17 protein-coding genes and 1 pseudogene are annotated in these 13,923 nt (G+C 61.4%); 7 read left to right on the top strand and 11 right to left on the bottom strand.

From position 1 onward, the window contains the following. Positions 1 to 46: 46 nt before the first annotated feature. The 3 genes from acuI to ACTJK4_RS22165 all read right to left on the bottom strand — a co-directional run bounded on the left by acuI (position 47) and on the right by ACTJK4_RS22165 (position 3,230). Positions 47 to 1,063, bottom strand: a complete 1,017-nt coding sequence (acuI, locus tag ACTJK4_RS22155; RefSeq protein ID WP_316881458.1) for an acrylyl-CoA reductase (NADPH) — start codon at positions 1,061 to 1,063, stop codon at positions 47 to 49. A 78-nt stretch (positions 1,064 to 1,141) separates the two neighbouring features. Beyond that, complete coding sequence (locus ACTJK4_RS22160) at positions 1,142 to 1,888, bottom strand: DsbC family protein (RefSeq protein ID WP_045203090.1); 747 nt, start codon at positions 1,886 to 1,888, stop codon at positions 1,142 to 1,144. Positions 1,889 to 1,934: 46 nt separating this feature from the next. Beyond that, positions 1,935 to 3,230 carry a UbiH/UbiF family hydroxylase gene (locus tag ACTJK4_RS22165; RefSeq protein ID WP_260804128.1) on the bottom strand — a complete coding sequence of 432 codons (1,296 nt, stop codon included), beginning with the start codon at positions 3,228 to 3,230 and terminating at the stop codon, positions 1,935 to 1,937. 366 nt (positions 3,231 to 3,596) lie between these two features. Between ACTJK4_RS22165 and ACTJK4_RS22170 the strand changes: the two genes are divergently transcribed. Genes ACTJK4_RS22170 through ACTJK4_RS22180 form a run of 3 tightly spaced genes read left to right on the top strand, consistent with a single transcriptional unit; the run spans position 3,597 to position 4,830 of the window. Beyond that, on the top strand, positions 3,597 to 3,986 hold the full coding sequence (locus tag ACTJK4_RS22170) for a hypothetical protein (RefSeq protein ID WP_316871586.1): 390 nt from the start codon (positions 3,597 to 3,599) through the stop codon (positions 3,984 to 3,986). A 10-nt stretch (positions 3,987 to 3,996) separates the two neighbouring features. Next, the gene (locus tag ACTJK4_RS22175) at positions 3,997 to 4,335 is read left to right on the top strand and encodes a hypothetical protein (protein ID WP_232041123.1); all 339 of its coding nucleotides are present in this window, start codon (positions 3,997 to 3,999) and stop codon (positions 4,333 to 4,335) included. 21 nt (positions 4,336 to 4,356) lie between these two features. Continuing rightward, positions 4,357 to 4,830 carry a lytic transglycosylase domain-containing protein gene (locus ACTJK4_RS22180; RefSeq protein WP_232041124.1) on the top strand — a complete coding sequence of 158 codons (474 nt, stop codon included), beginning with the start codon at positions 4,357 to 4,359 and terminating at the stop codon, positions 4,828 to 4,830. A gap of 29 nt (positions 4,831 to 4,859) precedes the next feature. Here the strand turns inward: ACTJK4_RS22180 and ACTJK4_RS22185 are convergent, their stop codons facing one another. Next, positions 4,860 to 5,237 carry a flagellar protein FliT gene (locus ACTJK4_RS22185; protein ID WP_232041125.1) on the bottom strand — a complete coding sequence of 126 codons (378 nt, stop codon included), beginning with the start codon at positions 5,235 to 5,237 and terminating at the stop codon, positions 4,860 to 4,862. Between the two features lie 358 nt (positions 5,238 to 5,595). Here ACTJK4_RS22185 and ACTJK4_RS22190 point away from each other — a divergent pair, with 358 nt between their 5' ends. From ACTJK4_RS22190 to ACTJK4_RS22200, 3 genes and pseudogenes are all read left to right on the top strand, one after another. Continuing rightward, on the top strand, positions 5,596 to 6,504 hold the full coding sequence (locus ACTJK4_RS22190; RefSeq protein WP_440818957.1) for a DMT family transporter: 909 nt from the start codon (positions 5,596 to 5,598) through the stop codon (positions 6,502 to 6,504). A 118-nt stretch (positions 6,505 to 6,622) separates the two neighbouring features. After that, positions 6,623 to 6,721, top strand: a pseudogene (locus ACTJK4_RS22195) (GTPase); the annotation flags it as partial. Between the two features lie 178 nt (positions 6,722 to 6,899). Continuing rightward, complete coding sequence (locus ACTJK4_RS22200; protein ID WP_440818959.1) at positions 6,900 to 7,553, top strand: DUF6988 family protein; 654 nt, start codon at positions 6,900 to 6,902, stop codon at positions 7,551 to 7,553. Here the strand turns inward: ACTJK4_RS22200 and ACTJK4_RS22205 are convergent. The 5 genes from ACTJK4_RS22205 to ACTJK4_RS22225 all read right to left on the bottom strand — a co-directional run bounded on the left by ACTJK4_RS22205 (position 7,531) and on the right by ACTJK4_RS22225 (position 11,832). Further along, positions 7,531 to 8,601: a restriction endonuclease gene (locus ACTJK4_RS22205; RefSeq protein WP_440818961.1), complete on the bottom strand. Its 1,071-nt coding sequence runs from the start codon at positions 8,599 to 8,601 to the stop codon at positions 7,531 to 7,533. The genes ACTJK4_RS22200 and ACTJK4_RS22205 overlap by 23 nt on opposite strands. Before the next feature lie 155 nt (positions 8,602 to 8,756). Continuing rightward, a complete protein-coding gene (locus ACTJK4_RS22210) occupies positions 8,757 to 9,197 on the bottom strand; it encodes a hypothetical protein (RefSeq protein WP_440818963.1) in 441 nt (146 codons plus the stop codon). After that, on the bottom strand, positions 9,194 to 10,093 hold the full coding sequence (locus tag ACTJK4_RS22215; RefSeq protein WP_440818965.1) for a hypothetical protein: 900 nt from the start codon (positions 10,091 to 10,093) through the stop codon (positions 9,194 to 9,196). Before ACTJK4_RS22215 ends, ACTJK4_RS22210 begins: the two co-directional genes overlap by 4 nt. Before the next feature lie 168 nt (positions 10,094 to 10,261). Next, on the bottom strand, positions 10,262 to 10,924 hold the full coding sequence (locus ACTJK4_RS22220) for a YbjN domain-containing protein (RefSeq protein WP_440818967.1): 663 nt from the start codon (positions 10,922 to 10,924) through the stop codon (positions 10,262 to 10,264). Beyond that, positions 10,834 to 11,832: a lysozyme inhibitor LprI family protein gene (locus tag ACTJK4_RS22225; RefSeq protein WP_440818969.1), complete on the bottom strand. Its 999-nt coding sequence runs from the start codon at positions 11,830 to 11,832 to the stop codon at positions 10,834 to 10,836. Before ACTJK4_RS22225 ends, ACTJK4_RS22220 begins: the two co-directional genes overlap by 91 nt. Positions 11,833 to 11,957: 125 nt before the next feature. On the opposite strand from ACTJK4_RS22225, the gene ACTJK4_RS22230 reads away from it, so the two are divergent. Beyond that, positions 11,958 to 12,200 (top strand): helix-turn-helix domain-containing protein, encoded by a 243-nt coding sequence (locus ACTJK4_RS22230; protein WP_440818971.1) that lies wholly within the window; start codon positions 11,958 to 11,960, stop codon positions 12,198 to 12,200. Here ACTJK4_RS22230 and ACTJK4_RS22235 read toward each other — a convergent pair. Together ACTJK4_RS22235 and ACTJK4_RS22240 are read right to left on the bottom strand one after the other, a co-directional pair. Further along, a complete protein-coding gene (locus ACTJK4_RS22235; protein WP_440818973.1) occupies positions 12,195 to 12,794 on the bottom strand; it encodes a recombinase family protein in 600 nt (199 codons plus the stop codon). The genes ACTJK4_RS22230 and ACTJK4_RS22235 overlap by 6 nt on opposite strands. A gap of 146 nt (positions 12,795 to 12,940) precedes the next feature. Further along, the gene (locus ACTJK4_RS22240; protein WP_440818975.1) at positions 12,941 to 13,576 is read right to left on the bottom strand and encodes a hypothetical protein; all 636 of its coding nucleotides are present in this window, start codon (positions 13,574 to 13,576) and stop codon (positions 12,941 to 12,943) included. Positions 13,577 to 13,923: the final 347 nt, after the last annotated feature.

Here is a 13,923-nt window from a genome sequence, read left to right on the forward strand (position 1 = left end):
ATCCCACGCTGCCGAAGGCAAATCGTCCGCAAACCCGCCTGCCAGCCTATCGGTTGACGTTGACCACGACGCGCCCGCGCATCTTGCCGGCCACGATGTCGTGGGCGGCGTCGATGGCCTCGGAAAGCGTCACTTCGCGCGTGATGGCGGCCAGGCGATCGGGCAGCAGATCGGCGGCCAAGCGCTGCCACGCGGTCTGGCGCAGCGCGCGCGGCGCCATCACGCTGTCGATCCCGTACAGCGTCACGCCGCGCAGGATGAACGGCGCGACGGTTGCCGGAAAATCCATCCCCTGCGCCAACCCGCACGCCGTGACGACGCCGCCGTAGCGCACCTGTGCGCACGCGTTGACCAGCGTGTGCGAGCCCACCGAATCGACCACCGCAGCCCAGCGCTCCTTCTGCAGCGGCTTGCCCGGGGCAGACAGTTCTGCGCGGTCGATGACATCCGTCGCGCCCAGCGCCTGCAGGAAATCGGCCTCGCTCGTTTTGCCGGTGGACGCCACCACACGGTAGCCCAGCTTGCCGAGCAGCGCGATGGCGATCGAGCCTACGCCGCCCGACGCGCCGGTCACCAGGACCTCGCCGTCGCCGGGTTTCACGCCGGCACGCTCCAGCGCCAGCACGGACAACATCGCCGTGTAGCCCGCCGTGCCGATCGCCATGGCTTGCCGCGCGTCGAGCCCCGCCGGCAGTGCCACCAGCCAATCGCCGGAAAGCCGGGCCTGCTGGGCAAGGCAACCCCAGTGCGTCTCGCCGACGCCCCAGCCGTTGAGCACAACCGCATCGCCGGTCCGCCAATCCGGATGCGACGAATCGAGCACGACGCCCGCGCCGTCGATACCGGCCACCATCGGCCACTTGCGCACGACGGGGCCCTTGCCGGTGATGGCCAGGCCGTCCTTGTAATTGATGGTCGACCAGTCCACGCGGATCAGTACGTCGCCAGCGGTCACGTCGTTGGCAAGCGCTTCGGGCGTGGACAACGCCGCGTCATCAAGGTTGACGATGTGGGCCAGCGGCCCGCCATCCTGCTTTTCCAGCATCAGCGCGCGAAACGACATGCCAAGTCTCCGAGGGTGAGGTGAATGCAAGCGCCCAAAGAAAAAGCGCCGGATCGACCGGCGCTTCCTTCGTGCGAATTACGACTTCTTGAGCGCGGCGAACTTGCGCTCCAGCGTGGCCGCATCGATCAGGCCCGGGGCCCGGGTGCCGTCCGGGAAGATGATGGCAGGCGTGCCAGTCACGTTGAGCTGCTGACCCAACTTCAGGTTGGCCTCCAGCGGCGTGTCGCAGGTGCCGGCGCCGCCCGGGGCGGTCTTGGCGGTCATCCAGTCGCGCCAGGCCTTGGCCCGGTCGGCCGAGCACCAGATCTGCTTAGCCTTGGTGTTGGAGTCTTCCGACAGAATCGGGAACAGGAAGGTGTAGACCGTGATGTTGTCGACCTGCGTGAGCATCTGCTCCAGCTTGTGGCAGTACGGGCAGTTCGGATCGGAGAACACGGCGATCTTGCGTGCACCGTTGCCCTTGACCCACTTCACCGCGCGGTCCAGCGGCAGGTCCGACCACTTCACGCGGTTCAGCTCGGCCAGGCGCTCTTGCGTGAGGTTGGTGGCGGTCTGCGTGTCGAGCAAGTCGCCGTTGAGCACGTAGCGGCCGGTGGCGTCGCTGTAGACAACCTGGCTGCCGAGGTTGATTTCGTACAGGCCGGCCAGCGGCGACTTGGTGACGCTCTTGATCTCCACGTTCGGGCCCAGGGCCTTCTGTACCGTGGCCTTGACCTTGTCCAAGGCGGGCTCGGCGGCACCGGCGCTCAACACATAGCCTGCGCCAATAGCTGCCACTGCCACCGCAGAGGCGATGGCCGCCACCCGAATACGAAACGACATAACGACTCCTGGAACCCCGAAAAACCACAAACCCGCTGAGACTGCCTCAGCCGAGTGCGTGCTTGATCAACAAGCGTTTGATAAATGGCGTCATGCCCACCATGCGCATCCCCGCGTTGCGTACCGTGCGGGGCAGCGCGCCCGGCAGGGCGAACAGTTTGTGCAGTCCATCAGTGGCGGCCGTGAGCGAAAGCAGATCTTCGCGGCGGGCACGCTCGTAACGGCGCAGCAACCTGAGATCGCCATGATCGCGCATGGTTTCACGTTCCGCCATCACGCGGCCAATTTCCGACACATCCCGCAGCCCGAGGTTCATGCCCTGCCCAGCCAGCGGATGGATCACATGGGCCGCATCGCCCACCAGCGCCACGCGCGGCGCGACGGCCCGGCTGGCGTGTTGCAGCACGAGCGGGAAGCCCTGCGCAGGCGTGATGTTCGACAGACGACCAAAGCGTGCGGCGATGGCGCCACCGGCCGCGGCTTCCACCGCGCGGCACAGCGCCTCCGGCGACAGCGCGAGCAGCTCGCGGGCGTGGTCTTCGCTGGCGGACCACACCATCGACACGCGCCGATCGGGCAGCGGCAGCATCGCGAGGATCTCGCCGCGCAACGGGGCAGTGTCATCCGTTGCGGCAGCCTGCTCGGCGGACGCACCCAGGAACCATTGCCACGCGGTGTCCTGATGCCAGCGCTCGGCCTGGAAGTTGGCGACCACGCCAAGCTGGCGATACGGCTTCGCTTCAGCCTGGATGCCAGCCTGCTGACGCACCCACGAATGCTTGCCGTCGGCGCCGATCACGCATTCCGCGCGGATCGTCTGGCCGTCGGCCAGCGTCAGCTTTACGGCATCGGCTTCCATTTCGAAGCCGGTGGCGGCGTGCGGGAACGTCTGCACCGTGTGGGCGAAGCGCAGCGCGGTTTCCAGTGCGCGTTCGACCAGCGACGATTCAGCAATCCACGCCAGTTGGGGCGTGCCGGCTGCGTAGGCGGAAAAATGGAGGTCGGGGTGGGCATGCTCGCCGCGTGCGGCAGCGTCGTCGCCGAAGATCCGCATGTCGTGCACAGGCTGCACGCGCGTCATGTCGAGCGCTGGCCAGATGCGCAACTGCTCCAGCAACGCCTGGGAGCTGGACGAGAACGCGTAGACACGCGCATCCCAGGCATCCGGCCCGACCGGTGCGGAGGCTGGAGCGGGCGGGGCGATATGCGCGATGCGCAAGCCGATCTGCGCCAGCCGCAGCGCGCAGGCGCGCCCGACGATGCCGCCGCCCACCACGGCCAAGTGGTAAGGCGCTGCCTCCTTGGGCACAGCCTTGGAAGAGGAAAACGCGGGTGTATTCATGGTGCGCCGATTATAGCGGCGAGGGGTGGCCCAGCCTTGTGGCCGCGCAAATGTGTCACGGCCGACACTTGGCTGCGCCGCACCGCTGCTCGGTGTTTACGCCTACCCGCCCTGAGGCGAGACGCTGGCGCCACCCAAACCTATTGCAGCGCGCAGCGCACATATGCGGCGCCAATATGCCGATTGCGCCGCATATGTGCGAGGCAATTCGCCTGGTCGCAAACCCGCGATGTGATGCCGTTTCCACCCGAATTCAGCCGCTCAAGCCATTCGTCGGGATGGACGATAAAAGCCGGGTAATTCGACGTTTTGACCCGCGCGACCCGCCGATACAGTGCGGGTCCGATCCACGCATTCCTCATCGCCATGTGGACTTTCTCCGAACGCTCCACCCTCTCGCTGACGCTGGCCGCCCTGCTGGCACTGGCCGGCTGTGCGCAAATGCCTGCCCAGCCGCCTGCGCCGGTGGCCCGCACCGCGCCCGCCGGCGAAGTCATGACCTTCGCCATCCCGCCTGATGCACTCGGCGCACACGACCCGCAACTGACCGCCGTGCTGACCAAGGCAGGGGCACTGGCCGCTGCGCAAAAACGCCCCGCGACGATCCAGGTGGCCGCGCTAGCGCAGGATTTCCGCTACCTGAACCAGGCGCTATGGAACGGCGTGCCCGCGCAGCGCGCCGGCTACGTCCGCCTGGAAAACCTGACCGTCAGCGCCAGCCAGCCCTACAGCGTGACGATCCGCACGCAGGATTAAGAGGACCGTCATGCGTATGACCCATCTGTTCTTCCCCCTCACCGTTGGCCTGCTGGCGATCCCGACCGTATCGGCCTTTGCCGCGCCACCCGACGCACTGATGCCGACGACAGCCGCGGCGCCCGACCGCGTCTATCCGCCCTTGCCCTCGCTGGCGATGCTGCCACCGGGCGGCGGGGCCGATATCGAAGCCGCGCCCGCCGTGCATACGCGCGGCGGCAAACGCAAGGTCGTGGCCACCCAGTGGCGCAAGGCTACCGAGCCGGTGCCGCGCATGGTGGTCTCCGACGCATCGCATACGTATCTGGCCGGTATCGAGCGGCAGCTTGAAGTGGCCCTGCAGAAGTAATCAGAAACCGCCGGAGCCGCCATGCCCCTCGCCCGCCCTCTTCGTTTGAGCTGCAGCCGCGTTGTTGCGGCGCTTGTGCTGGCCGCCTCCAGCGTTGCAGCGCACGCCGCTTCGGGCGATTGCTTCGAGCAGGCCGGCACCTATCAGGGCGTCAACCCGACGGTGCTGCGCGCGATCGTGTGGTTTGAATCGAAGGGCGATGCGGGCGCCATCCACCGAAATGCCGACGGCTCGGTCGACATCGGCCAGGCGCAGATCAACTCGATCCACTTCAGTACGCTGGCCCGCTACGGCGTGCCGCGCCGCGCGCTGACCGACGCCTGCGTCAACGTGTTCGTGGCGGCGTGGCTGCTCAAGCAAAAAATGGTTCGCCATGGAAACACGTGGCGGGCCATCGGCGCGTACCACTCGGAAACGCCTGTCCACCGCGACGCCTATGCGCGCAGCATCCAGCGGGTGCTGATGTCGTGGGGAGAATTGCGGGCCGACCGCTGATTCGGTCCGGCCCGGAACCGCTCTGCGGCTCAGTAGTACGAGACGGCGGCGTACGCCTGACGTGCGCCAATGGCACGGCGCTCGCCGCTGACCAAGCGCATCAGTTCATCCTGGCGCGGGCAGACCAGCGCACGCACGCGGGCGTCGTTAGCCAGAATACGCATCATCAGGTCACGCTTGCGTTGCACTTCTTCGTGCGACAAGGCCGGGCGCAGGCCGTGGCCCAGGCGCTCCATGTGGGCCGCGCATTCGCGCTCCAGCTGGCTTACCTCATCCCAATCGCCGCGTTCGGCAGCGTCCACCATGTCTTCGGACAGGCTCGCGATGGCCTCGTAGCAGGCAAACAGGCCGGCGCTGTCGGAAACCGTATGGATCGGGCGGGCGGCGGTAGCGACGGTCCAGGACATGCTGTGCTCCAGAATCAAACGTGTTGTTTGCGGGAAGCCAGTGCAATAGGCATGCCCGGCCGGCGCGCAGCCGTTTCCCACTCGCGCGGAAATGGCGCTCAAGCCTTTGCCGGCTTGGCCCCGCAGGATACGGAGGACATCTGATGGCGGGCGTCGCAGGCCCGAAAAACGGCCGTTTCAAGCGAAGTTGTTACGTTTCTGGAACGTAACGCGTAACGGGGCCCGTAACGCCTTCGCCCCCCTCGTCCATGCCGCCGGGAAGCGCCTTGTTTGCCCAAAGCCGCACTCTAGAATGAGGACATCGCGCCACTGGCTGGCCATCGCGCGGAGGCCGATTGCCCACCACATGAGAACTCACATGGACCAGACGAATGTCGGGCACCCCGGCCTGCGCACAGTGCTGCTCACCAGCATCACCATGGTGGCGTTTGCGTCGAACTCGCTGCTGTGCCGGCTGGCGCTTCAACACGCGGCCATCGATGCGGCGAGCTTTTCCAGCATCCGGCTCGTGTCGGGCGCCGTCGTGCTGGCCGTCCTTGCGCGGGCAGGCGCGAGGCGGGCAGGCGCGGGGCGGGCACCGCTAGCCCGTGTTGATTGGGCCGCCGCGACGATGCTCTTCGTCTATGTCGTCTTCTTCTCGTTTGCGTATCTGACGCTGAGCGCAGGCACCGGCGCGCTGATTCTGTTTGGCGCGGTGCAGCTCACCATGCTGGCGGCCGGCCTGCGTGCCGGCGAACGGTTTGAGGCCCTGGGTTGGGCGGGTTTTGCGCTGGCGGCGGGTGGGCTCGTCTATCTCGTATCGCCCGGCGTGACAGCCCCGACGCCACTGGGTGCCGCGTTGATGACGGTGGCGGGCATCGCCTGGGGCGTGTATTCGCTGCGCGGTCGCGGGCTCGACAATCCGCTGGCTGCCACTGCCGGCAACTTCCTGCGCGCCGCGCCCATGGCTCTCGCGCTGAGCATGTTGCTGTATGACCGCGCACACGCGAGCCCGGCCGGTATCCTGCTCGCGCTTGCCTCCGGCGCGCTCACTTCGGGCATCGGCTATGTGATCTGGTACGCCGCGCTCAAAGGGCTGTCGGCGATCCGTGCAGCGGCGGTGCAACTGTCGGTGCCGCCCATTGCGGCGTTCGGGGCGGTGCTGTTCCTGGCGGAGCCGCTGACCCCGCGCTTGGCTGCCGCATCCGCCGCCATCCTCGGCGGCATTGCGCTGGTGCTGGCCAGCCGCACGCAACGCAAGCCCGCCGAAGCCGCATCCCGGGGCTAGACCCGAGCCGGAGCGGTTACAATCACGCCTTTCCGTGAACGACGCGCACAGCCCGGATTCCACTGTGCTGCCGCCTCCCCCGCGTCACGCAACCCCTTGATTTAGAGCCTTTTTCACCATGAGCCTCCAATGCGGCATCGTCGGTCTGCCGAACGTCGGCAAGTCGACCCTGTTCAATGCCCTGACCAAAGCCGGCATCGCTGCCGAGAACTACCCGTTGTAACCATCTGGTCAACGTTAGCTTTGGAATCAAGGACTTAGAGGCTCACGGCGGAATTCCGTGACAAAACTCGCACAAAAATCGTGACGTACCTTCCACTCAGATGAGTGGAGTTCGATGATACTTTGCCGCAACATCCAATGCCAATTGGAGCTATCACGAACAAGTCCAGCCGATGACTGAGGCACAGCTATCTACCGCGCTCAACCGGACGACACAGTTCCATGAAGCCGTAGCTGACCATGTGAACCGTCTTGCGCCCTTCCCAGAAAAACGCTGCGTCGTCTCATTTCAGGCCGGGCTGCTGTCACTGGACCACGCACGGGGTGCACTGATGCTAATTGGCAACGGTCTAGGTACTTCCGCGCTATCCCTGCTGCGCCCTCAGTACGAATCCCTCGTTCGTGGCATTTGGCTACTTCACGCCGCCACGGGCAATTGGGTGGACAAGCTCAGTGAACCCCTGACCGTCGAAAGTGCGCGCAGGGCGAACGAAGGGCCGATATTGGCGGAAATGCTGAAGCAACTGGATGCCAGTGAAGCTCCGGCACACATTGTTGGCCAACTTCGTCAATTTAAAGATGTGTCGTGGAAAGCCCTGAGTAGCTACACACATGGTGGAATTCACCCACTGGCAAGAACGCTCACCGGCTTTCCTGTGCAGTTGGCAATTGACGCAATGCGGAACTCCAACGCACTTGTCTGCATTGCCGCGCAGTTGACCGCCATTCTCACTGACGATCCCCAAGGAAACATGCGCACCGTCCGCCAATTGCACATGGACTTTGCGGATTGCGTACCAATCATCACGCCGCACGTGCAATCTTGACCCGACACCCCTTCGGGTAGTTGTGGCACCCCCAGAACGACCCGCCATCACCTTGGCGGACCACCATCTTGATCCCGCAAGCCGCACAGGTCGGCGTCTGGTAATCACCTTCGAACGCCCGTGTCAGCAATTCATCGCGCTTCCCGGCATCCAAAGCACGGATGCGTTCAACAATGCCCGCACCATCCAGCAACTGGATACCAGCTTCTTTGGCATAGTCCTGCACCGGTTGGCCGATGAAACCTGTCAGTGACCAGAAAATACCCCGCTTGACCCTCTTGGTATGCATGACGCCGCCAAGCGCCCGGACCGGCGCCACCTTGACTGGCGCTGTCCATGCCTTGCACTGGACCAGTGCGATGGGATCAGGCTTCCCCTTCATGTACAGGGTTGCATCGACACCGCCATCGGCCCCTTGCGGCACCGTTTCGACGGTAAAACCCATCGCTTCGTAGTACCAGACGCACAGCATCTCGAATCGTTTCCATTCCAGTTGCTGAAGCGCATCAAGGGACCATTCCACCTGTGACGGTGGATCAATCTCCGCTGGGTCCTCGGATGCTTCCGGGGTGTGCTGAACCGGCTGATCAGCGGCTGTGCCAAGCAGTTCGTGCGCTGCGAACGTGGGCACCACAAACACCGCCAGCATTGATCCGAGACTGGTCTTGGCAGCATCAGTCAAATCATTGCGGTTGACCTCCCTGTCCTGCCACACAACCGTTCGCGCCAATGGCATGCCCGCGTCCGTCAGATCAGCCCGGCTTTCGCATGCACCAGTCACCTTTCCGATAAGGTAGGTGCGGTTGGCTGGCGAGTACGTGACAACCAAGTCATCGACCTTAATCTCATTCATGAAGCGCCATACCTGCGACGCCACTGAAACCGCCATCTTTTCTTTCGTTTCCGGCGCAATGGATAGATGCAGATCGGCCAGTTCCTTCTTCGTCATGCCGGGCTTGGCATGGTGCGCAAGCTGGGTCCACCCGATACCAGCGATGCCCTTCTGGCGAAAATCGCCGTACAGACGGCCACCATCGGCCCGGATCATCCACATCCTTGTCACAGCATCCCCCGAAACCCGTTTTGAACGTCATCCAGCCGCATGCATGATCGGTTATCAGCGGGCCAATAATACAAAAACCGCCTTGAATCGGCGGTAGTATCCGCTCGGAAGGCGGCTGAGGTAGAACACGATGGACGTTGCTATTCGAGCGGCCCGGTGAACGACCCACTGATCAGTTTGAGCACGCCCCAGAGCCGGAAGCCCACCATTATCAGTTGCATAGCGGCAGAAACCAGCAGCCCCGAAGTCAATGCAATACCCATGCGCAGAAGATCGCACTTCATGACCATCAGCGGAAAGGCAATGATTAGCGCGAGGCCAAAATAGATGGCGCACCCGTAGAGCTTGCCCAGTAACCGTACAAAGTGGCCCGTGCGGGCCATGTTGCGGATTAGTCTCCGGTCCGACATTGAAATTAAGACGGTGATCATCGCCAGAACAAAACCTAGCATTGTTCCGGCAGTCGATGCATAGCCGTTCGCAAGGCCGTGAAGCAGTGCCTCATCCGCTATCGGCCAGCGCGCCAAGCATATCCAGACAAGTGCCGAGCCAGCGATCCATGCACCGATGCCAATGATCATTGTCCAAAAATCCCGACTAGTTGGCCTTCAAAGTCGTCTTTGACACCAGATAGTGCTGCGTATAACTCTTGCGGTACGGGATACCGCCCTTGCGTGTTTACGGTCACTTCGCTCTTGAGCCGATCTGCCATGAGATCGATTGGATGATCAACGTTTTCGACCTCAAGCCGAACTTTCGAAGCGTGCCCCGACGCCACCAGTTCCCGGCCAAGGTTGAGCGCACGGACCGCGTCGAGAAGGTGACCGCGTAGCCCCCTACCGTTTGCGCTGATCCGAAAGGACCCAGTCAAACCGCCGATCCCCGCCAAAAGACCCATGACGCGACCTGTATCACCGGCGTTCTGGTACAACTGAGGATTGAGGGGACGCGCCACGGTAAATTCAAGTGCTTTGGGCCGATGATTTTGCAGCAACAGATCAAGCGTCGCCTGCTGGGTTAGGACCGGGTAAAAAGCAATTGTGCTGTTCAGTGAACTACTCAGGTACCGCGCAAGCGCGCTTACAGGTCCGCCACGACGGTTCTCTTGCCAAACGATGACCCTGCGATTCTGATAGTAGATGAAATGATTTCTCTCGATGGTCATTTCATGGGCCTGCATTTCCAACTCTCGCTCCGGGCCGTTTGGTATGCCTGCATGCGGCAAATCGTCGTCCGCGTACCGTTTCAGTTCCCCTCGGTATATGCCGTGCCCTATCAGATCAACCACTAGGTGATAGCTCACGTCGCCGTATTGATGTACAACCGGCGGGTTCGCACCAAACCGACCGAAGAGGTCGTTCTGAATATCTTGAGGTGCATCTTGTTGAAGGGAAGCCTGATACAGGCCAACCCTATACTTTCGGCGTGGCAAAGCGTTCTCCGGCTTGGACAAAAAAATCGGGCGTTGATCTGACACCCATGTTTGTCTGACTCGCGTCGCGAATCCTATCACCGGAAGAGCAACAGCGATTCACGGCGACAAGCGCCCCCTCCGTCGGAGGGGAGGAACCGAGGAAACTGCGAACTTCTTTAGTTTCTATAAAACGACCCCCGATTAGGCGGCTCCTATCACCACATCGACGAGTCAATGCAGCAATTTACTGCCAGTTGTACCGCTCTCACCTTCAGTCGTGGCCAGCACAGCGCCCGGCGCACCGAAATCAATCAGTCCATCTTGATTATTGGACTGGACAACATATTCCAGCATCGAACCGAACCGGTTGATCAGTGCCACGAAGTTTCCGGCGATCAACCCATGCTCATATGGCAGAACGTACATGATGGTCAGGTCGCCGTCTTGATCGATGGTAAAGGTCGGCAAGAACACGTTCTCATTTAGGCGCCGTGTCAGTCCATGCTTCCGGTCGATGGGTGCCAGTCGGTTCAGCGGCAAAAAGGTGCTGACCCGTATGAATTTTCTGTCTTCAATGATGGAGATGCGGAATCCCAACCCCTTTGGCGACCGTATCCAGATGCCGTCAGGCTGCACTTCGTGGGGAACCAAGCCACTGTCGCGGATGTGGGCGACAAGGGTGTCGATGGTGATGTCGGATTCAGCAAAAATTTTGGTCAATAGGCTCTCCGGTTTGGATGGCAAGTGGTGACAAAAAAAGGATGCCGATGGGCATCCTTGATTGTTGGTCGTGCGGTCGGCGGTTACAACGACGACAGCTTCTGGATTCGATCCTCTGTCACCTTCAACAAGCATGCTGCGTCGGAGCAGGCGTTCCGTTCTTGCTTCATCCATTCAATCTGCTGCGCCTTCAGGGCATTCACATTCGTGGATTTCGCCTTGGCAGCCGCCCAAGCCTTCGCAAGCCGCACATCCGCAGATGCAGTATCGGGCGATGAGCAAATCAGATGTTCGATCTTTGACGCCGCCTTACTACAGTCAAAGCTGGCCTCGATCACGGCCTTCTCCGGGGCTACAGGTGCGGCGGTGGCAGCGGTCTGCACTTCCTTGACCTCAGGTGCCGGTGCTGCTGGCGATGCTGGTGCAGTTGAAACCGGCGCCGCAGCTTCCTGCTCCGTCGATGCAACGGCCTGCTGTCCAGAATTTGGCACAGCAATGGCTTGCTGCTGCGCTGCCACTTGTGCTGCGCGATTGTCAGCATCGACCGGTGCAGCGGTGGGACTGGCAGGTTCATCTGATGTCTGCGCAGCCTGCGTAGTCGTCGCCGGGGTCGAACTAAACGTCGCGTGCAAGACTTGCTGCAACGGCATCATGTTGGACAGCGCAAGCACGAGAATAACCAATGCCGCCAAAGGCGCAATGCACTGAGGTCCAAGTTCCCAGAACAGCTTCTCTGATGCCAAATCCGAGGCATTCCGAGCAATGATGACATCCGGCTTCGCATACTGCCGGAACAAATCGCCAAGACGAGATGCCAGCGGTGCGATGATCAGGTACGCCACTGCGGACCCGCCGATGAAAACAGCCGCACGTGCTTGTCCACTGCCGAACACCCGATAGGCCACATAGCCAAGGACGGCGGCACCTACGACGCCGAAGAAGATACCAATGCCCCAACCAAGCCCATCCGAGAACTCGGCTTCTGCTGCTGCGGCTTCGGCGGCTGCAATGTCTGCGCCACAGTGCTTGCAGCGGATCGCTGCGTCCTGAATGTCTTCCGAACAAAACGGACATTTCTTCATATACCCCTCCCCACAAGTTTCTGATTACCCCGGCCATCCCCACCTTGGTTAGCTTCGGTCGGCTCTCCTTTTATGGGGACCATGGTCCGTCGTCAGCGCGGCATCATACCGCACACGATGCGGGCATGCCAATTCGCACCGATCAACGCAAGGACCCGTCATTAATCGCACTTGGAGACGCGATTCGCCGTCTGCGCGAAGCGAAAGACATGTCGCAGGAAACTTTGGCGCTGCTTGCCGATGTGGACCGCAGCTATGTGGGACGTGTGGAACGCGGTACCAACAACGCCGCCACGCTGACGTTGAAGAGACTGGCGAACGCCCTTGGGATGACTTTGACCGAATTGATGGCCGAAGCGGGCTTATGAGGTAGCCGCAGATTGCGCGGTCACGGCTTCCCGAACCCGCATGATCGTTTGACGGCTGGTCTTCATGTCACGGGCAATCTGGGCAACCGGCACCCCGGCACCCAGCCGTTCCAAGACCGCAGTACGCTGTTCTTCAGACAATGCTGATGGCCGACCAAACGCCTTGCCTTCAGCCTTCGCACGACGAAGACCGGCCTGAGTACGTTCGATAAGCAGGTCGCGTTCGAATTCGGCGACGGCGTTGATCACGCCCATCGTCATCTTGCCAGCCGCACTGGTCAGGTCCACCCCACCAAGGGCCAAGCAGTGGACGCGAACGCCAGCCGCATCCAGACGTTCGACCGTGGATCGCACATCGATGGCATTGCGCCCAAGGCGATCCAACTTGGTGACGATCAAAACGTCAGAGTCTTCCAGCTTGTCCAGCAGCTTGGAGAACCCCTTGCGTTCCAATGCAGCCACCGAACCGGACACCGTTTCGGAAATGATCCGCTGCTTGGCAACAGCGAACCCTGCCGCTTCGATTTCTTTGACTTGGTTCTCGGTGGTCTGGTCCGAGGTGGACACACGGCAATACGCAAACAGTCGTGACATCGGCACCTCATATGTCCGAAATGGGAGTACGAATAGTACTACCTGTCCGAAATACCTGCAAGCTATATTTTGGACATGCATGCACTTGGTGTCCGACAGTGGACGGTTTCGGACACGTTGAACCGTTTGTTTGCCGAAGTCACATCTCAGAACACCGGAGGCTTCCCGCCCACCATAATCGTTGCTTTGTCTCTGTGTTGGTTCCCGATGCTGAACGGAATGCCCGCATCGCGCAAAGCCTTCGCAATTTCGGCGGTTGCCGGATCACCGCTTAGAAAAACGTTCAGGCCGGTCCATATGACCCCCATAGGGAACTCCTTCTTATCCACAACCCAACCCGCATCCGTGAACGTCTTCAGGATGTCAGCGGCGTACAGTCCAGACTCGGAATCACTCATCGCCTCTATGTTGAAACTGCTAGGGCGCTTGGACAAGATCGCGACCAACGCCCGATGCTGTTCAGCCGTAATGCGCCGATTCGCAAATTTCCGGCGCAGTTCAATATTCTGCTTTTCCACTTCTGCCGCGTGTAGGGAGGCATCAGCAGCGGCCTTGTTCGCGACGGCTGCCGCTTGGTTCGCATGCGCGGCATCAGAACGTGCCTGTGCGGTTTCCGTTTCGTTGTTACTGATACGCAGGTCGGAGTAGTGATCTCTGATCTTACCGGTCCAGATCGCACCCATCGTGGCTGCTGCGACGATGATCGCGCCGACTATCAGCGCAATATTGAAAGCGTTGAAGAGTGTGTCTGCTGCTTCGGACGAAATGTTCAGGTTCGGCATGTTAGGTTTCACTTGTTCTTGGTATGTACTGGTCCCAATCCGGAGGTCCGGCATATTACGGTGTATATCGATAGCCGGTTGGTCATGTGCCCCACGCGAACATTCTCTCGCTCGTTCTGGCACACAAGCTGGCCGACGGCATCATTGGCGCCCACAGGGAAAGCCACAACCGGAACCCTCGATGAATGGCGGCTGACCACCACAATCATCGACCCAGAAAATGCTTGCACGCCCTGACCGCATTCCGGCAGTTCTTCTTGCGTTGGTTCGTTGACACCAGTTCCCTTTGGGACCAAGCCAGTCATATATCGAACCACCCGTGGTCCGGTTCGCCAAAGGCATACCCA

Origin of the sequence: Ralstonia sp. 22111, from assembly GCF_052045895.1 — a bacterium.
Lineage (GTDB): Bacteria > Pseudomonadota > Gammaproteobacteria > Burkholderiales > Burkholderiaceae > Ralstonia > Ralstonia wenshanensis.